The following is a 25,440-nucleotide window of genomic DNA, read 5'->3' as shown; positions in this document are numbered from 1 at the left end:
CTCAAGCCGGTAAGAAATGTAATTTTTGGTTCAAATCATTGTACCAATAAGGTAATTTTTTAATTTGATAGTGTTCATGCTCAATTTGCATAATTCCATTTGAAAGTAAGTCATCTAAAAAATGTTGAAAATTCATTTCAACATCGAATTTCGAGCGAGAAATATTTGGAAATTGTAACTTGTATTCACTAGTTGAATTCTCAAACCATGAAAACAGCATTCGATATGAAAATAGTTGACTTCGTTTAGCTTCCATCAATCTAATTAAAAACCGTACTTTCACCTCGATAGGTATCATGGTTCCCGTTGGAAAATCAAAATCTTCGCCATGAACAAACCACGGACACCCCGCTAAATTTAAATGATGCATGTAGCAATACCTCTGTGCCTTCGCCAACCGCGGATCCGTGTATCTACCCAATAATCTCCTTTGTAATTCGAAAGCTTCTCGATTGGCATTATAATGATTTTCACGAGTCCACCTTTGGGTTTGATGAAATAACTCATTAAAAGTAGTTTTACTAGGCGAAAAGGCGTGGTCAGCCCACTTAATTTTTCCAAACAAATCTTGTGTAAGATGATGTTTAACTATAAATTGCTCAGTTTGCGGATTATAGAAAGAGAGAAATAGATTAAGTGATTTTTGAAAATAAGCGAATTTAGATATTTTTTCTAATGTTAGTTTTCTCGCCAAATAAGTTGGCCCCAAAATCCACCAAACTTTATATCCATGCTCATAATAGCCACGCGTTCTTGCGGAAAGCTTTTCCAAAGAAATGGGGCTACATTGAAACTCAATTGCCGTCCAATGGTGATGCCAATTCACTAAAATATCTGGTCTTTGTTGTAACTCCGGTAAATAAGCTTCTAATTTAACCGCCAGATGATTTTTTCGACACCAATCAAATATTTGTGTTTTTCCTTCTAAATGAGCCTTGGTTTCTCCCTCGCTGAAAACTTCACAATTCGATCCTGCGTGATGGGCAAAATGCGACAGCCGCATTTGACCATGCCTTAAAATCACAGCCTCCCCACATCCAGGACAAGTATATTTACTATTACGCCTTGCATCAACTGCCAGCACGCTTTGATTATTCTTATTTGCAACAAACATTTTGCCATCTCCCCCTACTTTTAAAATACGTAAGAAGCTGGTAAAACTTTTTCAAAACAAAAAAACTGATCTAAGCTTAAAAGCTAAGACCAGTATATTTACTTAAAATAGTGGCGCGTAAGTTCAAGGGCGCTCTGACTCATGATTTCTTTACCATGTTCATGCAAAACATCTGCTGTAACCTCAGAAGCATCCGCATATTCATAGGCAATTGCAAGTTCATTTTTGACAGTTTTCGGACTAGATTCGTCAACGAAAAAGATCAAATCTAAATAATACTCATCCCTATATTTAAACAGATTAGATGCTGCACTCTCGAGTCGCAAAACCCGAGCAATCTCAGGCATGCTTTCAAAGTTTGGTAATTTCAAAACAAACTCTTGCGTATTCGTATCTGGATCATTAAGATAGGGATCCAAATCAGCTGGACTAGAATCCTTTGTGGACTCTACCTTCTTTTTGCTTTCGTCATCATGTTGCATTAACTGATGCTTAATGAACTCAGAAACATCATCTTCATTGTTAATATTAAATGTATTACTATCAGCATTTACCTTTGAATTACCCTTCATATCAGAATTTTTACTAATAAAAAGTTCTAACCCATTTTGATTAGGTAACACCTGGAAAGTCACAGCATCATTTTCTTGAAATTGATGATCCGTATCGACCTCTTGTAAAATGCTGTAGAAAAAATCTTCTATCTGCTTATGACTGCCTAACAAATCAAGAACGGTAATGCCACGCTCGCTTAGATCCTCATTACCAATTACAACTCGAATTGTGTCATCATTAATTCGTTCCATTTCCATGGGTCGCACCTCCAGCTTCTCGTTACTTTTATCTGCTGTGTGTCACAACAGAATCTAACTAAAAAAATAGATTCATGGATATTATCCCACAAATCTAACTTTTTGCAATTAACCTGCCCTTAATTCTAAAGATCAGCTAAACGTTGTGCTTCGCGAAGCTCGTATGTCCGAACATCCCGTGGTAAGAATCGACGAATCTCATCTTCATTGTACCCAACTTGAAGACGTTTCTCATCTAAAATAATTGGTCTTCTTAGTAAGCCAGGATTTTTTTGAATTAAATCAAAAAGTTTCTGTAATGGTAATTCATCAAGATTTACGTTTAGTTTTTGAAATACTTTAGAACGTTTTGAAATAATTTCTTCCGTTCCATTTTCTGTCATTCTCAGAATGGATTTAATTTCATCCATTGTCAATGGTTCGGAAAAAATATTACGTTCCTGAAATGGAATGTTATTCTCTTTGAGCCATGCACGCGCTTTTCTGCAAGATGTACAACTCGGTGAAGTATATAAAGTAACCATATTTTTTCCTCCTTAACAAATCGAACCAAATTAAGCTTTTAATAAGCAAGTTCAATCTCTTTACATAAACTATTATAACCCGCCGCGCTTTATAAAGCTATAGTTTCTACAAACTTTTTTCTTACTTTTTGTAAATTACTATTGAACACTATCGGATATTCTGTTTCATACCTAGTTAATATATAACATATTAATCTTTAACGTTAATTTATTCAATAAGTCTTCTTAATTAAATTCTTATTGAAGACAATAATTATACATAATAACAAAAAGCACATAAAAGAACGGTCAAATCGTTTAAATGTAAACTATACCAATTTGCAAATTAGGCGGCTAAATCTGATATGTTCGGAGTTTATGTGCACGTTCCACTTGAACGCTTGTTCCCGCACTAGTTTGGGCTTCTTGCACTAATGTGTCTAAGCTACCTTCTTGGGGAAGATGCGTTAAGAGAAGGCGTTTGGAATGTGCTAGTTTTGCTAAGTCTCCAGACTCAGCTGACGTCATGTGCCATTTTTTTCCTGTTTTGTCTGCATAAAAATTTGTGTCTGTCATCAACATATCGGCATTTTGCGCAAAACTTACTAAACCAGAAAAATAAGCTGTATCAGAAGTAAAAACGAGCACTTTCTGCGAAACTTTTTCAACAAGTTTAATTGCAAAAGCCGGAACCGGATGCTGTGTTTTCATAAAAGTTAATTCGAAAGGCCCTAAATCTAAGGTCTGATCTTCACTATAAGCCTTTCCAACCGTTGAGTTTGGCCAGGTTAATGCACCAAAATTTAACGGATCCTGAGTATGTCCATAGATTGGTAAAACTGCTTCCTTTTTTGAACCGTTCTTCAACTGCCAATAATACTGAAGAACACCAACATCCGCCGTATGGTCATGGTGATAATGAGATAACAAAACAGCGTCCAATTGTAAGGGATCAAGAACCTTTTCCAGCGTCAGTAAAGCTTCACTTCCACAGTCTAAGAGGAGATTATAGCCTCCAGATTGGATCAAATATGAACTAGTCCCAACATTGTTCCAAGGATACCCACCATAATAACCTAACACCGTTAATTTCAATTTATACGCCCCTCTCGTTTACTTTTAGATTATGCTTTTCACCTGCGTCCCGCAAGTAATTAACCGTTTCCTATACTTAATTTAACATATCAGGCTCAAAAAAAGAAAACCTTTTCATATTTTTTTGCTAACAAGGTATAATGAAAGTGTAAGTTAAGTATTGATGCTTAAATAATTAAGTATGACATAAGAGGAGGGAATTATAATGCTTAAAACAATTTCATCAACTTTCGGAAGCTGGCCGGTTCTTAACCAAATCGAAAAAAATAATCCAGAACATAAATTTATTACCCTTTCTAGTTCAGCAATCAAAAATGATTTTCAATTATTAGACATTTCCGATAAACCATCCGTTTTTGCTAATCCACTAATTTATAATGTGTCATTTCACGTTGGCGATTTCAGTTGGAACGGATTTTATCGTTTTGCATTTATGACCCTTTCAAAAGAGGAAATTAAAGTACTCGATGCTAAAGTCATGAGATTTACGGCATCCGGGCATCTTCCATTAGGTTTAAATGATTTATTTTTGTTACAACCTGACAAAAAACCAAATGCACGCGTTTTACTAACCATTTGGCAATTGGACTCTGACTACTCATTTTGGCGGCGGTCCAAGAGCTACGAACCTTTTAAGATATACAGTGATAGTGGCGCTTATAACTATCACGATACAAATTACAGTGCCTACCAGCTGCATAGTTTGCAACCATAGTACCTTTAGTTTGTATAAAATCATAAAAACACTCCGTAAACTCGAGCTTTTTTAAAAAGTCCAAGTGTCCGAAGTGTTTTTATTTATTTTACTTTTAAGGTCATCGCATTGATTGCTACGATAATTGTGCTTAATGACATAATAGCTGCCCCAACCATCGGGTCAAGCATAAACCCAATGGGAGCTAAAACTCCTGCAGCAAGTGGCAATGCAATCAAATTATATCCTGCGCCCCACCATAAATTTTGCATCATTTTTTTATGTGTGTTTTTAGCTAATTTAATGAAACTAACAATATCCATCGGGTCGCTCTTCACTAATATAATATCAGCTGATTCAATGGCGACATCTGTTCCAGAACCAATAGCAATTCCAATATTGGCCTTTGCTAAACTTGGCGCGTCGTTTACGCCATCTCCGACCATCATCACTTGATCTCCTCGTCCCTGATACTCACCAATTATTTTTTGTTTATCTTCTGGATGCAACTGTGCACGATAAGTGGTGATTCCTAGCTGATCCGCTACTACTTTCGCGGTTTCTTCATTATCTCCAGTCAACATAACCGGTTCAATACGCATATCCTTGAATGTTTGAATTGCCTGCTTCGCACTAGGCTTAATCAGATCTCCTTCAGCAACCATTCCCACAACAACCTCTTCAGAAATTAGATAGGCGACTGAATTTCCTTCACTAGCCCACTTTTTAAATGAATCTACGTTGTAACTTAACTTCTGTTCTTCCAAATACATTGCAGAAACAATTTTATAAGTTTGACCTTCAACTGTCCCCTGTAACCCAACGCCAGTCAGCTGGGTCGCATTTTGAGCCTGCGCTACAGTTAATTTCTGTTGCTTTGCTTCATTTAAAATACCAATTGCCATTGGATGACTAGATCCATTTTCTAAACTAGCCATAATTTGAAGCATCTGATTGTCACTTAAATCATTTTGATAACTCTCAAAATGACGAACCTTAAATAATCCTTCAGTTAAAGTGCCAGTTTTGTCCATCAGAACGTACTTAATTTTTTTAATTGATTCCATCGCATCTCGATTGCGTATTAGAAGGCCATGATTGGCCGCCAGTGCCGTGCTACGAGCAGTGACTAGTGGAACTGCTAAACCTAATGAATGTGGACAGGCGATGATTAGAACCGTCACAGTAATGGACAGACCAACAGATAACCCATTAAAAGCGGTCCACACTGTAAAAGCAATAATTCCGATGATTAAAGCTGCATAGAATAGCCATCCTGCTACACGGTCTGCTGTATTTTCAATTTTAGATTTATTTTGTTGGGCGTCGGCAACCATCTTTTGTACTTGCGCAAGATAACTCGTTTCGCCTGTCCCGGTGACTTTAAACTCAAATGTACCATCACCATTAATTGAACCGCCAATGACTTTATCCTTCGCAACTTTTTCGACCTGTTTTGCCTCGCCCGTAACCATTGCTTCATTTATCGTGGATTTCCCTGAAATGATAACCCCGTCTGCAGGAACTTTTTCTCCAGCACGAACCTGTAAAGTTTCTCCATTTTGAATATCCATAATCTTGACATCGCGCAGTTTCTCATTTTCGACAAGATGGGCTTTATCTGGCAATAGCTTTCCTAAGGCATCCACGGCACTACCGGCTCGGCTAACTGTATTCATTTCAATCCAGTGACCTAAAAGCATAATTACGATTAGCGTAGATAATTCCCAAAAGAAACTCTCTTTTTGTGGTTGAATATTCAAAATATCGTTTGCGATAAAAGCATATATACTATATATATATGAAACCGAAATTCCTAAAGCGATCAGCATCATCATTGCCGGTTTACGCTCTTGCAACTCACCTTTTGCACCACTGAAAAATGGTTTTCCTCCATAGAAAAATAAAATCGTAGCTAACCCTGCGACAATCCAGTCGGATCCAGTAAAACTAAATTGAAAAGGTAAATCCATTCCCATCATTGGACTCATTAAAATGATTGGAATCGTCAAAATAAGTGACACCCAGAATTTTTGTTTTAAATTACCCATATGCATCATATGTCCACCATGATTCATGGTATCGTGATCCATATTCATATCCATCATATCGTCATTCATTTTGTTAACTCCTCCTCTGGTATACAGTTACATGCTACTTGGTCAGGTGCCGTTTGCAATTTATCATTAAGAACCTTTTGAAGATTCTGGATATCGGTTTTACTTAATTGAATCTCTTGAATAAGTTGCGCTAAAACTTTTCCGTTCTTCATAGCACACATATTTTGAAAAAGTCTATTTGCTTCTTGTTGCATAGCGTTCCGCTCAGATATTGCACACTGATAAGTATTTGTGTGTCCATCTTTTGTTGCTGTCAACATTCCTTTTTGCACTAACCGACCAATTAAAGTCTTGACCGTTGATGCCTTCCATGGACGTTTTCTAACTAATAATTGAATGATTTCACTGCTAGTTGCTTTTCCTAAGGTCCAAACAATTCGCATTACTTCCCATTCGGAAGTAGTAATAGCTAAATCCTCGGTCATAATATCTCCTTCGTTTACAAATGTAATCTACAAATATAAGATTACATTTGTAAACAAAAAATGTCAAGGCCGTTGTTCATAAATACTTATTTATTTGTGCTATGATTAATTCATTACAATATACAAAGAAAGGTTCAATATGAAAATAAAAATTAGTCGCCCGCTTATTATAAATATGATTCTCGATTTATTATTTGGTATCTTTTTTATTTATTACTTGCAAAGCGATACGGTTAGCTCGTCTTCCGGATATCGCTGGCTGATTACTGCATTTGCTGCTTATGATTTTACGGATATCATTATGAGTATTAGGAAAATAATTCTTGAAAATAAAAAAAATAAGAAGTAGAATTCAGTGCTTGAATTCTACTTCTTTTTCTTTTGTATCGTCTGTACATGCTTGGTTAATAAAATTATTTCTAAACAAAAAAACGATTTCTCCCATTAAAACAGGAAAAATCGTTTTACAACGTATGGTCTAAACCAAGGCGGTAACCGGATTTGAACCGGTGATGAAGGTTTTGCAGACCTCTGCCTTACCACTTGGCTATACCGCCATTACTTTCAGTTGCAAAATTACCAACGCTTAACAGATTATCACAGCGACGGCTTTTTGTAAAGGTATGGTTTGACCAAAGATTACCTATCAGAGCCTTCTTTTAGTTGTCCTTACCTGGTTTACTTGCCTTTTTGATTTTGAGCATACTTTATAAAAAATAATCAAACCTGCTACAATTGTTACCCAGAATATCCATAATGCTATCGAAATTTTATTAAAAAATAATTCCGATTATAAAAGCAAGTGAAACTGCAAAATATGCATTACGAAAAATAAAGCAGGCCAACCGAAAAATCCTAATACCAGAATACCAACTATAATTCCACTGACCATAAAAATGCACTTCTTTCGATTTCATTTTTTATATCTTAATTATACAACTAAGTACTGATGTAAAGGTATTTTAGGTCGATAGAAGAAGAAAAAACGAAATTAAATTACTACCAACATGTGCAAAAATTACGTAACTTACTTTTTTCTCGTTGCAATAAATGAATTGAAGCCACAGGCTCATAACTCACTAAATATACTGAATGTAGTATTGATTATTTAACACCAAATAACAAAAAAGTTAGCCGCTTAAATTAGACATAAACGTGTCCAGATTCTTGACTTAAGCCCATTTATTATACAGCTATAGCAACTGAATATTTTGAAAAGCCCTTAATGTATCAAATCAATCTCTTGCGGAATATAACCAATTACTTGGTTGTGAAAAAATAATTCATTTTAATTTAGTTCCGTAAAACTTTTACTCAGAAAACTAATGTCGCCTTCACAGGAACACGCTATCAATCCCGCAAGTTTTCAGTAATGTCGATTCCACGCTTCCGATTCACCAACAATTATGACGTTTTCTCATCCCTCAACATTTAAATTAAGATCTTTATAAAATGATCTTATCACCATTTGACTTTTTTAATTAAGATATCCAAAACTTTTTTCTCACGCTTACCACTTCAAAAACTTCTTCCTGCTGCTAACTTTATAGGATGAAAATTCAGAAAATTTTGATTCACACAGTGTTTCGTAACTGGAAAAGCATCTTGATCGGTATTCAGGAAACACTTGTATCCCAGTTTTACTATCGAATTTTAATGATGTTATTTGTCCATGAACTAGGATACAAACGTAATAGTTCTTTGCTGTCCCGCTGTCACTTTCAAAACACTGTATACGCTGGATTTCTCCAAGCATTTATCATTGGTCTACCTTCTCGCTCGAGACTCCTGATCATTGCCTGGAAGTTATTGGCATCATCTATGGAATTGGCTATGACGCCAATTAATAATGGTTCACTGTATCGTAATACTAATGAGTCGTCCGCACCTTTTATGGGAGTATCACCTATTCATTACCGTGCGGTATAGACCGCAATTTAAAATTATCCATCACTTCTTGCAAGATGTGGGCGTTTTTTAATCAATTTCATAAAAACTATTCCTATATTCGCATATTATAAGGAATCATTCGAAAAGGATTTAAATCGAAAACATTTTACAAAAAAATGGACACTTATTAAGTCCTTCTACGGAAAAATAAATGTATCATTTTAAAAGTCGCACTTAAAGACTCCAAAATAACATTGCTGACACAAAAGTATATTAAAAAATTCAAAATGTTCACAAAATAGCCACTATTTCAAATTAAGTGAAAATAACAAACATGATGGTGGTATTATGGTCGGTAGTTCTAACTTTTTAAAGGAAGGTGATTTCATTGGTTGAAAGATTAACTGGAGTTGTGGCTTTATTGTTGGCAATATGGCAATTCTATTCTGTTTACAGGACATTTAGGCACTTAAAGCAGCATGGCGGAAAGGAGACCTCTTCATTTATTTTAGTATCCTTATGGAGCGCTGCTTTCTTTGGCCTCATTATGGTTTTTATTGGTTTTATGCTGATGCTAAAGCAATTTTAAATTAATTTAAAATTGCTTGTGAATCTTTATGTGGAAGAGTGTATAACGCGGTTGATGAAGGTAGTGAGCGTCTTAAGAGCACGTTATTTTTGTTGGTGTGTTTTCGAAGTCTATGTAATCGTTTGCATTCAAAGACTTTTACTGTTTTTAGTAATAATAATCTCGATTTTACTATAATTAGTACAGGAGATAAATATTATGAAAAGCTTAGATAAAGTTTCTAAACTGGGTGTAGAATTATCAGAAAATGATTTGAAGACTATCGAAGGTAGAACGAGCTACAAAAATAAATGGTGGTATAAGACTCTTACCGCAATCAGAAAAGTAGCCGAAGAAGGATCCGACCTTTGGCAATTAAAATTTCCGTAGAATTCTGAAGTTGGTAATTTAAAAAAAGACTTTGAGGCGATGAATTGGTTTGTTACTAAAAATTTATCGCCTTTTATTTGAATGAATGGTAGTGAAATTATAAACATGATTAAATTTAAAAGGACTCAGGACAGTGAGTACACTGGATTTAAGTCAAGAATCTGGACACGTTTATGTATAATTTAAGCAACTAATTTTTCTTTTTCATTTGGGGTTAAATAATCGATGCTGCTATGAGTCCAATTGCTATTATAAAAGCCCTCAATGTAGCTAAATAAGGCATAAGTTGCTGCTTTAAAGTTTTGATAATGATGCTGATAAACTTCTTTCTTCTTAAGACTGGCATGAAATGATTCTAAAACTGAGTTGTCATATGGACAACCAAGCCTGCTATAAGAATGGCGGATACCACGTTCCGTCAGCAGTTCTTCAAAGCTGGTGCTTCGATATTGGCTCCCTAAATCGGTATGCACAATCAGCTTATCCGTGATTGTTCTAGTTTCAAAAGCTTGTTGTAAAGTATCGTTCACAAGATTGGCAGTCATATGGCGACTCAGTTTGTGGGCAATAATCTTACGTGAATATAGGTCTTGAATGCTTGATAAATAACACCAGCCATCAGCTTTGGTGTGAATATAAGTAATATCAGCCCACCACTTCTGATTGGGAGCTGTTTTACTAAAATCTTGTGAAAGAATATTTGGATAATCAAAGTTATCAAGGTCATTTGCCTGTTGGTAATGCCATTTTTTACGCGTAATTAATTTGAGTTCCATTCTTCGCATCAAACGTTGCACTAATTTAATACTGACGCTTTTACCTTCTTTATGGAGTTCTTTTAGAATTTTAGGATTCCATCCTGATAGAGTTTGACAATCATTTTCTTGAAATCAACTGAGTATTTCTGCTTTGGTCATAAAAACACGATCCTTCCTATAATGGAATTATACTAAATCGTGTCCATGAATTCATACTACATTCAACCAAATGCTACCCTTTAGTTATGAACACCAAGTCATAAAATCCAAGCTTTCTAAACATTTCAGCTATCTACTGCTACTAACATGCCAGTAACTAAAGCTCGTCTTCTCCGATGATGATGAACCTCTATTTTTCTTTGAATTCTAGCATGTGATTACAACTTACTGATTGCATTCATGCTTAGCTATCCGAATTGATACAGTGATAATTGCCAATTTTCATAATACGTCAAATTTTGTTTAAACAGTCACGATATTTTATGAAAAATATAGTTTTTTTGCAATTTCTTCAAATTCTACCCAAAATTAACAGACTTAACTGTTTTCCCCCACAAAAAGTGATTATTTCGATGGAAAAATCGAAAAAACAAGCATATCTTTCATAACACCATCTAACACAACTTGATTATGAAAATGTCCTTCTAATAACATCCCCAAACGTTTAGGTATTGCCAAGCTCGCCGTATTGTTCACATCAATATAAGACATGACTTTTTTAAAATGTAAATTTTCAAAAGCATAAGTGGATACTGCCTTTACCGATTTAGTCATAATTCCTAAGCCGTGAAATTCCCCCCCAACCAGTATCCAAATTCGGCGTGCTTATTAATATTGTCTAATTCATGAAGGTCAATCATTCCAACCTTTTTTTCATCAAACAATATTGTGAACATTAATAGTTTATGCGCAACATTTTGTCGTTCAACGTATTGAAGAAAAACTAATTCATCTTTTTTTGATAATGTTGTATACGCCCAGGGCATCCATTTCTTTAATTCTTGCCTATCGTGATCAATAATTTGAAAAAGTGCATCCGCATCTTGTTGCTCCGCTAACCTAAGTTTTGCTATATGCCCGGGTATATTTAATGGTATTTCAATTTTCACGATTCAACACCCCCTATCTAAATTGACAATATTTATGAGTTGTTTGTCATTCAAGTAGCGCTCAAAATTTTCAATAAAAAGTGCATATATTGATTTTCTAAAATGTGGCATAATTCCAGCAATATGAGGAGTAATAATTATCCTTTCATTTATCCACATCTCAGAACTTTGAGGTAATGGTTCTTCTTCAAAAACATCTAGCATTGCTAGCCTTATATACTTTTCTTTTAACAGACGTAAAAGATCATCAGATTTAACAACTGCACCCCGACCAACATTAATAAAAACCATCCCTTTATTAAAACTCTTGAGTAAATCATACGTAAACAATCCATGAGTCATAATGGTGTCAGGCAAGCAATTAATTATATAATCTGGTGCTGAAAATTTTTTTGACTTAATACACTCTTCTAAACTCATGGAAGCTACAAAATGACTTTTGGCGGGCATCTTACCGCTTGTATTAACCCCCATATCTTAGTAGCTCCATGTGAGTTAAGAACTGAAGCCACAGACTTGCCCAGATTTCCAGTTCCAAAAATCAAGTAGCTTTTTTCCGTTAAATCAGCTAAAGCGGATGGCTCCTTCCACCTCTCATACTGTCTATTCACAATACTTTGCTGAACTCCCTGAGTATCCATCAAAATATAAGTCAACACCATCAATGCATTTCTGTTAGAATTGATTCCTGAAGCAGATGTTAAAGTTATTTTATTTTCTTTCAATTCTTTTAAGGGAAAGTAATCAACTCCAGCAGATACTGATTGAATCAATAAAAATCGAAATATTTGACACCCCGGCGTACGCAAAACGTCCACAAAGTATTCATTTTTTGGGGTTTTAGAGTGTTTTGCTAAAAATTAAAAAAGCAAAAAACTATTAAATCGGCATTTTAGAGTAAAAAAAAAGCCCCTCAGGGGGGCACTAGTGCCGCCGGTGGGGGTTTTGTAATTCAAAGAATGCCTGTATGACGCTTTTTCTGGAGGACTGGCGTACACAAGGCGTTCACACATCTTAACGTTTTTTGACATTTTATAACAAAATTGGTAATTCTCATGCTAAAGACCAGAGACCGAAAGGCCTCTTTTTTTTCATTTATAAAACAAAAACGCCCAATCTCTCATGCTACCGAGAATCGATCGTTTTTCTTAAATCTTCTTAAACATATTTTTAAGGCGGTAACCGGATTTGAATCGGTGATGAAGGTTTTGCAGACCTCTGCCTTACCACTTGGCTTTAATCACAGCACCAGCCTTTTGTAAAGGATCTGTTTAGATGGAGATCATTCAAACACCAAGCTTTATAACACGTTTATGTCTGTTTTGCTTGTTTTCTAGACCACAGCCCATGAAATACAGCCAAACCAATTGCAATCTAAATCCAGAATATCCATAACGCCAGCGTAAATTTAATTAAAATAATAATTCCAACAACACAAGCAATTGGTACAGCAAATTTTAGAATCATCAAAGCAACCAAAAGACCGTAGCAAGACACCAGCAGGTGATCCAAACAAGCACTTTCATAAAATTTATTTTTTCTTTGTAACCATACGAATGACCGTTCGCACACAATCGTTTCAGATAAGTAAGAAACTTAAGGAAGTATCTTTCAAAAAAACGTATAGCACTGATTTCCCAAACTCAACTGAAACGAATTAACATTTAATCATGAGCATAAAACACATATCGAAATATTTTTGAGCGGTGTTTCTATCAGCCTGCATACATTAAATATCATTTAACTAACACTTCAATTCAAATATATATTGATTCATCAGGTTAACCAATTTGACCTAATTTCATCTAAAAAATCCGTTTTATACTCATAGAACAGGATGTAATGAGTATAAAACGGATAAAGCATTTCATATTTAGTAAAATGACGATGTATTCATAGGTACTGTCCAACTAGAAATAATGTACAACTATAAATTCACACCATTACAAATACTCCACATCTTTAATCTTAAGCATTCTTCTAATTCAAGAAAACAAAACCGATTTTAGATTTTTATTTTGAACCAGCTATTACACTAACTATCTAGTTTGATGCTCTTTCTTCTCTGTATCATTTTTTTTAATTTTGTCCTTTTTTTTATGTTCCACAATACTACAGCCATCGGGACCGCACACGCCGGCGTCACTCTGACTACCGAATGCTTCAATCGTAATAAAATCTTTTTTTTCCATTTTATTTCTCCTCTACTTGAACCTGTTTAAGTGCCTTAATAAAAGTTTCATAAGGTTGAGCTCCACTAATCGCATATTTATTATTAATCACAAAAAATGGGGCTGCGTGAATTCCTGATTGTTGAGCTTCCATCTCATCATTAATCACATCTTGATGATATTTATCCGTATTTAAAACACTTTTTACATCTTTTTGCTCAAGCCCAGCTTCAATACTAGCATTAAGCAAAACACTATGATCAGCGATAGACTTTCCTTCACTAAAGTATACCTTATAAAACTTACTAATAACTCGTTCAACTAGCTTTGAATTATTCTTACTTTCTGCTAACTTAATTAATCGGTGAGCGTCAACCGTATTGGTTGGAATAACGCTATTGATTCTCATTGGTAAATTATCACCTTTAGCCATTGATTCAATATAGTTCATTTGCTCTTTTGCCTGGGACTCTAGCGTCTTATCGCCATGTGTAAAATGCTTAATATACCCATCATTTGTTGCTTTTGGTGCATTCGGATCCAATTCAAAGGACTTAAACTTTAACTGAGTACTATCGTAAATACCAATTTCTTTCATTGCCCGCTTCATTCTATTCGAACCAATATAACAAAAAGGACAAGCAATGTCAGACCAATACTTGATTTCCATAATATTTATCTCCTCTCTACTCCCAAGCACGGTTCTATAGCTCAATTGTTCAATCAACTCTAAGGAATTTTAATCAACAAAAATTCTTAGCATTTTTAATTTCATTTTAGTGAAACAAATAAAATTATACTATAGATATATCTTTTAGATATATCTTTGCTGATCACTATTCAACTATTTAATTGAACAGTTGAATATTACCACAGCTTGGAATTTTGTCAATTCTTAAGCCTTACGCTACTCAATTTAAATTTATCTGGCATAACTTAGTTCTCTCCACTCTTGATAGCTACTATTTAAACTGGAAGCATCAAAACCGTGCTCATTTAAACTACGTGTAGCTTGGTTAGAATTAACGCAAAGTCTTCCCCGACAATATACAATAATTCGTTTTCCCTTAGGCAACTTATCATAATTATTTTCAAGTTCGCTTAAGGGAATATTTATGGACCCATCCACGTGGCCCGCCTCATATTCATCAACCGGGCGCACATCCAACAAAACACTATTTCTCCGCCAGCTAAACGCTTGCTCTAACGAAATTATTTTGACCCCTTTTTCGTGGTCAGCTTGTTGTTCAATGGCCCTCATTTCAGAAAGTTCCTCCTCACCAATTTTAACTAGCAAATGAATTAGCTTGCCGATTTTTTTTGAGGTTAAGCTGTAAATAACTCGGTTGCCGTCTTTTACCGTCTTTACAAGGTGACTTCCCTTTAATACTTGTAAGTGACGCGAAGTATTAGCAACACTTATGCCAGCCTCTTTTGAAATACTATCGACAGATTTAGACGATTGTGTCAAGAGATCTAGGATTTCCAACCGTTTATCACTGGATATCCCTTTTCCAAGACGAGCCAATTCACTATACAACTGATTTTTGTAATTTTGTGCTTCCTTATCCATAGTTGTACTCCTTACTATAATTCAACAATTTTATTGAATAGTTTAATAGATTTGCTTATATTTGTCAATTCAAAACTATATTCAAGACATTGCATTCCCTTAAACAAAAATATCAAAATATAAATTTGTATTTTGACCAAACATCCTTAAAACACTTTTTCTTTCAATCATTCCATAAAATTCAGAAGAATTGTTTAGTCCTTTTACGATGTTGCTTTCGATACCTACTAAATCTATATCACATTCTTTAGTGAGTTGAATTTTTTCACTCTCATAGCGAGTGGATTTTATTGCACACAATTAAAATGCTAACTTAAATCAGGTTATAAGCAATAAAAAAAGGACTTGAAAATTTCAAATCCTCAAAAAAAACCTTTTATCCGGTTCATATTACCTGATTAGATTTGGCCAATATGTTCATCAATAGTTGCCGCTATCTGATCCTGAACTTTAACTCCTGCACTTTCAAGCTCAGCAATTTTATTTGAAAACTGTGGTAAATACCGCTTGTTTGCAACTAACATTTCATCTAATAGATTTTTCGATTTTTGTCCACTTGGGATAAGCGGATTCATAATAAATGCCTGAAGCGCTAACCCGTAATCACCAGTAACAGCTGCTTCATCGATAACCAATTCCATGTTTTTCATTAGCTGTAACCAACCACGTTCTGCTGGCTGTAAAGGACCGAACGCCAACGGAATAGCCCCCGTTGCTCCAACTCTAGCAGAAACTTCTACCACGTGATCATCCGGTAAATCAGGAATAGAGCCATTATTCATTGTTGAAACAACCATATGCGTTCGTTTGTCGTTATAAATCGACGCGATTGCTTCACAGGCAGCATCAGAGTAATGCGCACCACCACGTTCAGCTAACTGTTTTGGCTTATGATCCAAATTTGTATCTTGGTATAGTGCAAACAACTCATGTTCAATTTGCATAACCTGCTGTGCTCGTGTGCCAATATCGTTGAATTCTTCTAAACTATGACTTAACATTTCCTGTTCGCGATAATAATAACGATGATAACCACATGGAATCATTTTCATTTGCTGTAACTGTTCCCGGAAAAACTTTACATCAAAAATATTCTTTGGTAACCCAACGTCAGATCCATCATAAATTTTGTTAATGATATCCATTGTGACTTCACGACCAGTATTATCCCAAACACGATGCCAATGAAAATGATCAATACCCGCAAATTTATAAGTTAATTCATCTAACCTCTTTCCAATCGTTGCAGGTTCATTCATCATCGCCATCACTGGAACATTACACAAACCAATAACTCGATCCCATTTTCCCCACGTCCGAATTGCCTCTGTAATCATACCACTTGGATTTGTAAAATTAATCAACCATGCATTTGGACATAACTTCTTCATATCTTTTACGATATCCAAAATAACGGGGACCGTACGAAAAGCTTTAAAAATACCACCTGCACCATTAGTTTCTTGTCCCAGAAATCCATAGCTGCCGGGAATCCGCTCATCCTTAACACGAGCCTCCAAGAGCCCAACTCGAAATTGAGTAGATACAAAATCGGCATTTTTTAGTGCCGCACTTCTATTAAGTGTTGTGTGCACCTCCCAATCCAATCCGGCAGATTTCACCATTCTTTTGGCCATTGCTCCAGTAATAGCCAGTTTCTTTTCCCCGTCCGGAATGTCGACTAACCAAATTTCTTTAATTGGTAGTTGTTTCTTTCGTTTTATATAACCTTCAATTAATTCTGGTGTATAACTAGAACCTCCACCAATTGTAACCATTTTTAACGCTCCGCGTGACATACTAATTCCCCCAATTACTTTTATTTTTTAATACAAATGCATTTTAATTGATGGGAACGTTCCCATGTCAAGCGTTTTCAATTCATTTTTTTAAATCTGAAAACCTACCCCAGTCTACCCACTGTGGATTTAATCTTGTGATCGGTAATTTTTCATTATGCAATTGATTGTACAAATAGTTAAAACTATTCTGAGCTTGCTCACGAAAACACAAATCAACAGTCGGAAAACCTACTAATTTTGCAATCTGACTATTATCAGTACCAATAACTAAACAATCCTCAGGTACCTTTTTACCAGCATCACGTAAGGTTGCAATAAATTCTGCCGCCACGTAATCTGAGTAACAAATAACAGCTTGTGGAGGTTGTTTTGCCTGCAACCATTGCTGTGCAGCAATCTCGCCTGCCATTGCTTGCTTTTTAAAGTGCTTTTGCCATTTTACTTCAACCCTTGGGCAATCTCTGGAAAAATCTTTTAATGCTTGAAGACGAGCCTGTGTATTCGCGTCACGTAAGCTTGAAAAAACGTGTCCAATACGTTGATATCCGTGTTTAGTTAATCGCTTCAATATCATTGTATAGATCGGATAATGGTCAACGTAGGCAGAATAAACACCAGGTAATGTTACTCGATGCCATGTCGCAAGTGGACCGAAGGCTTTATAAGACTCAATAACTGACCAAGAATTATTTCTAGTCATTAAAAAAATCCCATCAAGTACTTTAGTTGCCATTAAATCTAGCGCATTTCGTTCTCCTTGTTTATCCTGTGTATAGTAAAGATTTACGTTATACCCTTTTCTGCGCGCAACTTGTATAAATACACTTGTAAATTCACCAATAAGCGGAAAATAATCACTCACTAAAAAACCTAATGTATTTGACTTCTGCTGGCTTAAATTTCTTGCAGTTTGATTCGGTATATAATTCAAATTATGCATTGCTTTTAAAACGTTTTCTCTTTTTTCTTTACTTACATAACCATTGCCGCTTACCACCCGAGAAACTGTTGATTTAGAAGTTCCTGCTAATTTTGCAATATCATATATAGTTGTCATTTTTTCCCTTTCCTAAATAATTATCGTTTTAAAATCCCCTACGTACTCACCTCTTATTCGAATAAAGGTGATCCATCAAACTAATTAAATCATACTTTAACTCTGAAGAATTTCAAACAGCTTTTGTTTTAAAAGTATTTAAAATTAATGTCCTCGATATACACGCACTGGTCCGAACCTCGTTTAGATAATCTCCAATTATTCCATTAGCAGAAATTAACAAAAAATAAAAAGTATTGCCTAATAATGAAAACGGCATTCAGAAGACTATTGACACGTATAATATATAATGGAGTTGCGGGGATCGAACCACGTTCCCTAATCCCTAGTATGACGCCATTTATTTTTTAAGAACAAAATATAAAAGATTTTCAAAAGGTACTTTTTTAACCTGCAAGTTCACTTAACATACATATTCAGCAAAAATTAAGAGAAGAAGAAACGTACTATTAATTAACCCCTTTCGAGAAATTAAATCATCTTGGTCTTCCCTACTCCTTAGAAAGTTTGTCTAACAATTATGAAGCACTTCATCCCGCCAAAAAAATAAATGTATTTACGGAAAGAAATATTTCTAGTTGCGCAACATTCCTTGCGTTTATTTTAGTATGGGAAGCTCGTCGGTGGAGTTTTGTAATTCAAAGAATGCCTGTATAACGCTTTTTCTGGGGGATTGGCGTACACAAGGCGTTCACACATCTTAACGTTTTTTGACATTTTATAACAAAATTGGTAATTCTCATGCTAAAGACCAGAGACCGAAAGGCCTCTTTTTTTATTTATAAAACAAAAACGACCAATCTCTCATGTTACCGAGAAGCGATCGTTTTTCTTAAATCTTCTTAAATATGTTTTTAAGGCGGTAACCGGATTTGAACCGGTGATGAAGGTTTTGCAGACCTCTGCCTTACCACTTGGCTATACCGCCATTGCTGTAAATTGCAAAATTACCAACGTTTAACAGATTATCACAGCAACTGCCTTTTGTAAAGGTGTGGTTTGGTCAAAGGTTACCTATCACAACCTTCTTTTAGTTGTTTATACCTGGTTTACTTACTTTTTTTGATTTTGAGCGTACTTCATGAAAAATAATCAAACCTACTACAATTGGTACCCAAAATATCCATAATGCCAGCGCAACTTTTATTAAAAAAATAATTCCAATTATGAAAGCAATTGGAACAGCAAACTTCAAAATAGGCGTCACGAAAAACAAAGCAAGCCAACCAAAAAATCCTAATATCAGAATACCAACTATAATTCCACTAATCATAAGAATATAATTCTTTCAATTTCATTCTTTATACCCTTATTGTACCACTAAATACTGGTATAAAGGCGTTTTAGGCTAATAAAAGAATTAAAAACGAAATTAAATTACTACCAATATGTGCAAAAATTGCATAACTTATTTTCTTCTCATGACAGTAAATGAATTGAAGCCACAAACTCACAATCTCGTAACTAATTAAATAAACGTCATTATGAACCAGCGCAAACGTCAGAGCTACTACCCAAGCAGATATTGCGATCACGAATTTTCTTGAAGTAAAGGGTCGATAATCTAAATCTTCAAGCCTATTTTTCAAACCACTAAAAAGGGATTCTCTAAAAGTAAATTCCTCAATAATTGGCGCAATTATTAAAATATACAATAAAACCAATGGAACATGTCCCACCGTATTCATCAACGAAACAGTATTTTTAGAATTTAGTCTTACTCCTGAAAAAAACGTTTCACCATATATAACTCCAATGTTGATGAAATACAAAACTATGGCGTAAATTGTTGCTCTAATATATGAGAATTTTCGAACTTTTCGCCATATGTTTGACCATTTAAATTGAAACTTTCTAATCCAAAGATCAAACGTTAATATAAAAATTGGCACCAATAGATACCATACGATAACTTCATTTATTATCTTTTGAAAAATTATGGGTAAAACAAACATCATCAAATAGGCACTGGTAGTGGTTCGATTAGGATGCTTTTTTAACCAACTTTTTATTTCTTTAGCCTTACTACTCAAGCTGCTCAACCTCCCTTGCTGAATATCATAATCATGCTTTATAAAAAAAGAACACAAAAAAAATAGAAAGCATTCGCTTCCATCATTTTCCAATTACTTATTCTGCTCAGTTACTTTCATTGAACGATCAATCCGGGAACGCCCCGTACTATAGTCAAATTTAACTCCTGGTTCTACATTCCATACAAACACATTAAAGTTAAGCGCTTTGTCTGTAGACAACGCCTGTAAATGATAACCAATGGGCATTAAATCAGTACCTTTGAAAACTGTTGATACTTGGTAAATTACTTTTTTGTTAGCTTCCAAAGCATCGCGAACCTTTTCTTCAAAAATTTGCATTGTTTTTTGGTTACTAAATTCCGTTTGTGTTGCTAAATTTTTCGGATTATCTAGTGATCCTAATTCACTAACATCGTATTGACCGTTTTTATTGAATTTCCCAGTGATTGAATACGCCAATAGATGTCCACGATTAAGAATCTCAATTTTTCTGCCGTTCATCGTTACTGCCTTTTGATGCCAGCCGGTTGGTCGCCAATCCTGGCCAGTTCGTGTACTGGATCGAACTAAATTACGATGCTCTAAATATCCAGTGACAGTAGTTGTTCTGTTGAAACGATCCAAATCACCATAGTCTATCTTGTTAGACCTCCAATTAGCAACATCCAAAATGCTTTTGCCCTGATTAACATTTATATACGAAGAAAACCCACTCTTAAATGTTAATTGACGCAAATTACTGTCCTTCACACTTTGCGTACTGGTATTGATTGTCTTTTGCTGCTCGCTTGCTGGTCTACTGTTGAATTGATCAATATACTGTCCAATTTGTTGCCGATTTGCTCCCAACAAGGCAGCAATAATAATTACTAGGGTAGCTAGCCAACTAGTTCTTCTCTTTTTCAAAATTCTTCTCCAATTTTTAATCTAAATAGTTTCAACAATGAATGAATGCCCTTTATTAGACTTCTTTGTAATGATATTTGCCATTGCAACATAGTCTTGTGCTTCATCGTAAGAATTAAACTTACTTGCTTCTTTTTCCGGAGCATCGACTTCAACTAAATCTAAATATGTCCAAACGAATCTATTGTTACGTACATCTTTTACTCTATATGCCATTCACCATTTCTCTCCTCGTATACAAAAATAGCTGTTACATTTCATTTTAAAATGAACAGCTATAAAAAATCATATTTGCAATTTCGTTATCTGTCAAGACCTGTTTTGCCATAGATTTTTTAAAATCCTTGCGATCCTTGTTGTAAATCTCCTAAATCAGTAATCTCATCAATTTGATTTTTTTTACTATCAAAATGAATTCTAAATAAATGTTGATGAGATTTCATCTCATCTTGAGTATTGTACTTGCTTTGATATTTGACTAGAACAACAGCTGTCTTATCCGTAGATCCTTGTACAATATGTGGGAACACTTGTAAGTCTGTTAATTTAGCAGTTATTGTCCCTGCATATTTTTTTATGTTAGATGGGAACATTTTCTTTAACAACAATTCAGACAATTTCCCCTTCAATTTATTACCACGGTTAACATATGTTCTTGGAGTAAAAGTATAAAATGTTTTAAAAACGTCATTAGATAGCTGATTCAATTGTTTGTTGCTATCTGTTTCTGGGTTACTATTGTTATTTTCCGCTGTTGCCACCCTCAGATCAGCCTGTTGTTTGATTTGAGATTCGTTTTTTTGTTCTTTCTTTACTTGTGCGTTTGCATAAGCAATTTGCTCACGTGTTCGATGTGTTACTTGATTAAGTTGCTGTCCAGAATACATTATCCAACCAATTAAACCCACCGAAAGAAATAGCACCAACACTATCAACCAATTTCGTTGCGTTTTATATTTTTCATTATCGCGTCTCAATTTTCAGCTTCCTTTGCTACTTATTTTTCTTCATACCTTCAGTAATTAGCTTTTGAGGATCCAACCAAGTGCCATCATTCTTAAAAGCATGTCCCTCAGCTTGTTGCCAACCCATTTTCTTTGTGATACCCAGGTGAAGATGATCGGTATTTCGTGTTCCTATCACTTGACCTGTTTTAACAGTGTCACCCTTATGAACTTTGATACCACCAGTTGAAGTATTGAACTCCTGATAAACAATCTCCATATTGCCATCTTTGGTAACCACAACGGATTTTCCTAAACCGTTAGGAAAACTGTTGTCAATTCCAACAGTTCCTGGATCACCAGCAAAAATCACTTTTCCAGCATGAACTGCCATAACATTAGATCCAGGCCAGCTGGCAGTGCCAAAGTCGAGCCCATCATGGAAATTACCTTGACGAGAAGCGGAGGCGCCAAAATCCTGTTCACTCCCAAAACTTCCATGTCCTTTAAATGGCCAGCCCCAAGTTCCTCCAATGCTATCTGTGTCGTCTGAGGAACATCCTGAATTACTACTAAAATCATCACTGGTATCAGCAATGATGGATCCAGACACTTTATCATCAGCTCCAAGCTTTCCATACCATGCATCAGCCATTTGATATCTCCCAGGTCCTCCAGATCCATTATTCGTTAGATACCATTGTTCAGGATTCTGTGACATACCCTCATAATCCATCAGGAACCGATAAGTGGCTTTGTGAACATCAGTTATTTTTAAATCTTTGATAACTCCTGCACCTTTATAATACCCAGAATTAGCCTCTTTCCAAAAATAACCTAGTTGCATATTTAAATCAGATGTTTTACCACCGTGACTGCTCGCGTATGACTGAAGCGCAGTAAATCGTCCACCTAACCATTGAGCCAAGCCGGTCGCTCCACTTGGGTTATGCGCGGTTGTGCTTAGACCAGATTCAAATTGCCAAACACCCAATATACCCGAGGCCGCTTGTGGTGTTGCACCTTTGGAGCGCATAAAAGAATAAATACTTTTTGCATTTTTCGTCATATCTTTACTAGTAGTTACATTAATATTACTTTCTTCATTTGTACTACAGGTTTTAGGGGGACTTTGAATAGCCCCTACTATAGCTGCAATTAACATAATAAAAACCAAAAAAGTTGCCACAAAAACTGACAGCCCACCTGCAGACCACCAAATAAGTTTTTTTGAGATTCATTTTCACCACTTTACTTATTAGATTAAGTTCATTAATAGCATTGCTGCGGTACCTAATACTACGATGATTAACGAAACTACTAAAACCAACTTTTCAGTGCTTTCAATAGACTCATTTTTGCCACCATTAGCATAATATTTAGATTCTTTTGCGATCCGTTCTTGAGTTGCTTGCTTAAATTTAGAAATTTTTTTCCTAGGACTAGTGACAACTCTTTTTAAACGATGTTTCTTTACTCGTTTTCTTTTCATGATTGCCTCTATTTCTTAGCCTTGTCCACCGCCGAATAAATTGATCATATCGTTTGTTGTTTGCACCTCAAATGTTAAATTCGTAACTCCATTAATGTTTAGAAAAATATGACGTTTAGAAAGTTTAGTGATGGCTTCCAGCTCTTCTTTAGTAATTGAACCTTTGAGTGCCGTTGACAATAAATCAATATCTTCTGTTGGTAATTGGAAGAAGCCTCTAAATTGACATAAACTAAAAATCTTCTTAACTGCTGACATATAGGGAGTATCTTTTTCAGAATCACTATTATTCATCACAATTCCTTTAATTGTAGGAGCTGCCAAAGCAATGCCACAGTAATTTTTCCGCATTTGCTCCATAGTTGCTGCCAATAAGTCGGCTCCTTCAGGAAATTTTGGGGTGATAATTTCTTCGGCTTCATCCAAATTTAAAAGATATTTCTGAACATCATCATCAGTTGCATTCCCATCACTGACCTGTTTACGCCAATACTTTCCGTTGTTAACAATATGTGAAGACACCAAACTCAGAACTGAATGTAATTGTGCATTATATGTTGCCTGTCCGTGGCTTTTCAGTGATCCAGTATTAAATGTTACAAATGATTCTTTCTCAAAATCTGGTATATTAGTGAATCCTTCAAAAATGTTACCTTCTTTTTCCTGCATAGTAACGAACGTCATTCGGATGCGATCAATTGATTGTCGCTCTGATGGTGATCGTTGTTCTTGCGATGCTGCTCGTTTAATTTGTCCAAGATACGTATTCCAATCACTAAGTAACGGATATTGATTATGAGGCAGCCCAGTAACTTTTAACTTATCTCGATCCCTATCAGGATTGTGACTCCACATATGGCAATAATCTATATAGAAACTAACTAACAATTGATCAAGAACTAACATGTCGTCTGCCGTTGCTGCTGCATTCATTGTTGAAAAAATTGTTTTTAATTTATTTATATGATTGTTGAACGAATTAATCTGATCAACCTGTTCTCCAGAAGCATCAGTATCCGTTGCAAAAATCTCAAAGGGGTTAATTTTGTTTTCGGAACTAGCCAAATCAATCGTTTCTCCACCTAAATAATTAGTTAACCCAGCATATTCATTGGAAATATCAAAATTTCTAATATAGTGACCTCTCGCGAAAGCATCCATGGTATTCATTTTAAGAAAAGTTGACTTCCCCATACCAGGCTGTCCGGTCACAAACATAAATGAACGTGTCCGCTGATTGTCACGTTTCCAAAGATCAAAGTTAATAGCGCCACCAGTTGACGTAAACCCATAGTACGAGCCTTTTTCATCCTCTAATTTAGTATGATCAAAATAATACATACCCCCAACTGTAGATAAATCAGCTGGTACTCCTTTACGATGAAACTTTAAATGTTCCTGCTGCATGGTCGGCATCAACGTGCTATGCCATTCCTCTTCCTGTTCCCCCAGAAAGGCAGTCATGCCAAACTCACCACTAGACTCCTTAATCTTATGAATCCGTTCATCTAATTTAGCTCTTGTGTCGGCATAGACCAACACTCTTACGTAAAGACGCTTCATTTGAGAATTAGTTGTTCGAAGCTCACGCAATACATTAACATCATCTAAATAATCATCTTGCGCATCTAAGTTATCTGACGTTCGATTCTTATCAGAAATTTGTGAAGCTTTTTCATCAACCGATTTTTTTAATGATTGTAAAATTTCCTCTTTATTTTCTGTTCCCAGCGAAACTATGCCAATAGTGTTGTCATTAGACATCAAGTAACGTAGCCAGTAGTCCCTTAGATCATGGCTTGGATAACTGTATAATGTAAGTATTGCCGCATACCCATCGCCGTATTCGATGTACCGTTCATGCGGAATTACATTACCTTGCGGTTGTGTCCTGGCGATCAGTCCCAAATCATATCCATTTTCATTTAATCTTCTAATATCCTTTTTATTTAGAGTTGGTAAATCATATTTTTTCACGCTA

The 25,440-nt window shown here is 35.4% G+C and carries 24 protein-coding genes, 3 tRNA genes and 1 pseudogene; 3 read left to right on the top strand and 25 right to left on the bottom strand.

What is annotated here, in order from left to right; genetic code table 11:
• Position 1: 1 nt before the first annotated feature.
• The 4 genes from ACLHK8_RS00465 to ACLHK8_RS00450 form a co-directional block, all read right to left on the bottom strand.
• Positions 2 to 1,114 carry a competence protein CoiA gene (locus ACLHK8_RS00465; RefSeq protein WP_063697847.1) on the bottom strand — a complete coding sequence of 371 codons (1,113 nt, stop codon included), beginning with the start codon at positions 1,112 to 1,114 and terminating at the stop codon, positions 2 to 4.
• A gap of 98 nt (positions 1,115 to 1,212) precedes the next feature.
• Entirely contained in the window at positions 1,213 to 1,926 is a 714-nt protein-coding gene (locus ACLHK8_RS00460) for an adaptor protein MecA (protein WP_063697851.1), read from the bottom strand.
• Positions 1,927 to 2,051: 125 nt separating this feature from the next.
• Entirely contained in the window at positions 2,052 to 2,450 is a 399-nt protein-coding gene (gene spxA / locus ACLHK8_RS00455; RefSeq protein ID WP_063697853.1) for a transcriptional regulator SpxA, read from the bottom strand.
• 333 nt (positions 2,451 to 2,783) lie between these two features.
• On the bottom strand, positions 2,784 to 3,524 hold the full coding sequence (locus tag ACLHK8_RS00450; protein WP_057775608.1) for an MBL fold metallo-hydrolase: 741 nt from the start codon (positions 3,522 to 3,524) through the stop codon (positions 2,784 to 2,786).
• A 205-nt stretch (positions 3,525 to 3,729) separates the two neighbouring features.
• On the opposite strand from ACLHK8_RS00450, the gene ACLHK8_RS00445 reads away from it, so the two are divergent.
• On the top strand, positions 3,730 to 4,239 hold the full coding sequence (locus tag ACLHK8_RS00445) for a hypothetical protein (protein ID WP_057775610.1): 510 nt from the start codon (positions 3,730 to 3,732) through the stop codon (positions 4,237 to 4,239).
• 83 nt (positions 4,240 to 4,322) lie between these two features.
• On the opposite strand, the gene ACLHK8_RS00440 is transcribed toward ACLHK8_RS00445, so the two are convergent.
• Together ACLHK8_RS00440 and ACLHK8_RS00435 are read right to left on the bottom strand one after the other, a co-directional pair.
• Positions 4,323 to 6,338 carry a heavy metal translocating P-type ATPase gene (locus ACLHK8_RS00440; protein WP_156486336.1) on the bottom strand — a complete coding sequence of 672 codons (2,016 nt, stop codon included), beginning with the start codon at positions 6,336 to 6,338 and terminating at the stop codon, positions 4,323 to 4,325.
• Positions 6,335 to 6,763: a CopY/TcrY family copper transport repressor gene (locus tag ACLHK8_RS00435; RefSeq protein ID WP_057775515.1), complete on the bottom strand. Its 429-nt coding sequence runs from the start codon at positions 6,761 to 6,763 to the stop codon at positions 6,335 to 6,337. Before ACLHK8_RS00435 ends, ACLHK8_RS00440 begins: the two co-directional genes overlap by 4 nt.
• Before the next feature lie 139 nt (positions 6,764 to 6,902).
• Between ACLHK8_RS00435 and ACLHK8_RS00430 the strand changes: the two genes are divergently transcribed.
• Positions 6,903 to 7,112 carry a hypothetical protein gene (locus tag ACLHK8_RS00430; RefSeq protein ID WP_057775513.1) on the top strand — a complete coding sequence of 70 codons (210 nt, stop codon included), beginning with the start codon at positions 6,903 to 6,905 and terminating at the stop codon, positions 7,110 to 7,112.
• Positions 7,113 to 7,249: 137 nt separating this feature from the next.
• Here the strand turns inward: ACLHK8_RS00430 and ACLHK8_RS00425 are convergent.
• Positions 7,250 to 7,320: transfer RNA gene (locus ACLHK8_RS00425), tRNA-Cys, on the bottom strand.
• 2,120 nt (positions 7,321 to 9,440) lie between these two features.
• On the opposite strand from ACLHK8_RS00425, the gene ACLHK8_RS00420 reads away from it, so the two are divergent.
• Positions 9,441 to 9,611 carry a hypothetical protein gene (locus ACLHK8_RS00420; RefSeq protein ID WP_057775338.1) on the top strand — a complete coding sequence of 57 codons (171 nt, stop codon included), beginning with the start codon at positions 9,441 to 9,443 and terminating at the stop codon, positions 9,609 to 9,611.
• Between the two features lie 182 nt (positions 9,612 to 9,793).
• Here the strand turns inward: ACLHK8_RS00420 and ACLHK8_RS00415 are convergent, their stop codons facing one another.
• The 18 genes and pseudogenes from ACLHK8_RS00415 to ACLHK8_RS00330 form a co-directional block, all read right to left on the bottom strand.
• Positions 9,794 to 10,456, bottom strand: coding sequence for an IS3 family transposase (locus tag ACLHK8_RS00415; protein WP_105782202.1), 663 nt, complete (start codon positions 10,454 to 10,456; stop codon positions 9,794 to 9,796).
• A gap of 477 nt (positions 10,457 to 10,933) precedes the next feature.
• Positions 10,934 to 11,478: pseudogene (locus tag ACLHK8_RS00410) on the bottom strand (GNAT family N-acetyltransferase).
• Between the two features lie 3 nt (positions 11,479 to 11,481).
• Positions 11,482 to 11,952 (bottom strand): NAD(P)-dependent oxidoreductase, encoded by a 471-nt coding sequence (locus ACLHK8_RS00405; RefSeq protein WP_063697859.1) that lies wholly within the window; start codon positions 11,950 to 11,952, stop codon positions 11,482 to 11,484.
• A gap of 702 nt (positions 11,953 to 12,654) precedes the next feature.
• Positions 12,655 to 12,716, bottom strand: a tRNA-Cys gene (locus ACLHK8_RS00400).
• 801 nt (positions 12,717 to 13,517) lie between these two features.
• The gene (locus tag ACLHK8_RS00395; RefSeq protein ID WP_323708986.1) at positions 13,518 to 13,670 is read right to left on the bottom strand and encodes a hypothetical protein; all 153 of its coding nucleotides are present in this window, start codon (positions 13,668 to 13,670) and stop codon (positions 13,518 to 13,520) included.
• A 1-nt stretch (position 13,671) separates the two neighbouring features.
• Positions 13,672 to 14,319 (bottom strand): DsbA family oxidoreductase, encoded by a 648-nt coding sequence (locus tag ACLHK8_RS00390; protein WP_323707347.1) that lies wholly within the window; start codon positions 14,317 to 14,319, stop codon positions 13,672 to 13,674.
• A 252-nt stretch (positions 14,320 to 14,571) separates the two neighbouring features.
• On the bottom strand, positions 14,572 to 15,222 hold the full coding sequence (locus ACLHK8_RS00385; protein ID WP_323707348.1) for an ArsR/SmtB family transcription factor: 651 nt from the start codon (positions 15,220 to 15,222) through the stop codon (positions 14,572 to 14,574).
• Positions 15,223 to 15,620: 398 nt separating this feature from the next.
• Positions 15,621 to 17,021, bottom strand: coding sequence for a 6-phospho-beta-glucosidase (locus tag ACLHK8_RS00380; protein ID WP_323707349.1), 1,401 nt, complete (start codon positions 17,019 to 17,021; stop codon positions 15,621 to 15,623).
• A gap of 82 nt (positions 17,022 to 17,103) precedes the next feature.
• On the bottom strand, positions 17,104 to 18,081 hold the full coding sequence (locus tag ACLHK8_RS00375) for a LacI family DNA-binding transcriptional regulator (protein ID WP_323707350.1): 978 nt from the start codon (positions 18,079 to 18,081) through the stop codon (positions 17,104 to 17,106).
• Positions 18,082 to 18,938: 857 nt separating this feature from the next.
• Positions 18,939 to 19,009, bottom strand: a tRNA-Cys gene (locus ACLHK8_RS00370).
• A gap of 102 nt (positions 19,010 to 19,111) precedes the next feature.
• Entirely contained in the window at positions 19,112 to 19,354 is a 243-nt protein-coding gene (locus tag ACLHK8_RS00365; RefSeq protein ID WP_323707351.1) for a hypothetical protein, read from the bottom strand.
• Between the two features lie 70 nt (positions 19,355 to 19,424).
• Positions 19,425 to 20,114: a CPBP family intramembrane glutamic endopeptidase gene (locus ACLHK8_RS00360; RefSeq protein ID WP_323707352.1), complete on the bottom strand. Its 690-nt coding sequence runs from the start codon at positions 20,112 to 20,114 to the stop codon at positions 19,425 to 19,427.
• A gap of 93 nt (positions 20,115 to 20,207) precedes the next feature.
• Positions 20,208 to 21,023, bottom strand: a complete 816-nt coding sequence (locus ACLHK8_RS00355) for a DNA/RNA non-specific endonuclease (RefSeq protein ID WP_434520338.1) — start codon at positions 21,021 to 21,023, stop codon at positions 20,208 to 20,210.
• A gap of 21 nt (positions 21,024 to 21,044) precedes the next feature.
• Complete coding sequence (locus ACLHK8_RS00350) at positions 21,045 to 21,239, bottom strand: hypothetical protein (protein ID WP_323707354.1); 195 nt, start codon at positions 21,237 to 21,239, stop codon at positions 21,045 to 21,047.
• A gap of 119 nt (positions 21,240 to 21,358) precedes the next feature.
• A complete protein-coding gene (locus ACLHK8_RS00345; protein WP_323707355.1) occupies positions 21,359 to 22,000 on the bottom strand; it encodes a hypothetical protein in 642 nt (213 codons plus the stop codon).
• A gap of 16 nt (positions 22,001 to 22,016) precedes the next feature.
• Positions 22,017 to 23,156: a phage tail tip lysozyme gene (locus ACLHK8_RS00340; RefSeq protein WP_323707356.1), complete on the bottom strand. Its 1,140-nt coding sequence runs from the start codon at positions 23,154 to 23,156 to the stop codon at positions 22,017 to 22,019.
• Between the two features lie 69 nt (positions 23,157 to 23,225).
• On the bottom strand, positions 23,226 to 23,459 hold the full coding sequence (locus ACLHK8_RS00335) for a hypothetical protein (protein ID WP_323707357.1): 234 nt from the start codon (positions 23,457 to 23,459) through the stop codon (positions 23,226 to 23,228).
• Between the two features lie 15 nt (positions 23,460 to 23,474).
• Positions 23,475 to 25,436 carry a conjugal transfer protein gene (locus tag ACLHK8_RS00330; protein WP_323707358.1) on the bottom strand — a complete coding sequence of 654 codons (1,962 nt, stop codon included), beginning with the start codon at positions 25,434 to 25,436 and terminating at the stop codon, positions 23,475 to 23,477.
• Between the last annotated feature and the right edge of the window lie 4 nt (positions 25,437 to 25,440).

Source organism: Pediococcus sp. M21F004 (assembly GCF_051122535.1).
Lineage (GTDB): Bacteria > Bacillota > Bacilli > Lactobacillales > Lactobacillaceae > Pediococcus > Pediococcus inopinatus.
This window is presented reverse-complemented; position numbering and strand designations above follow the sequence as displayed.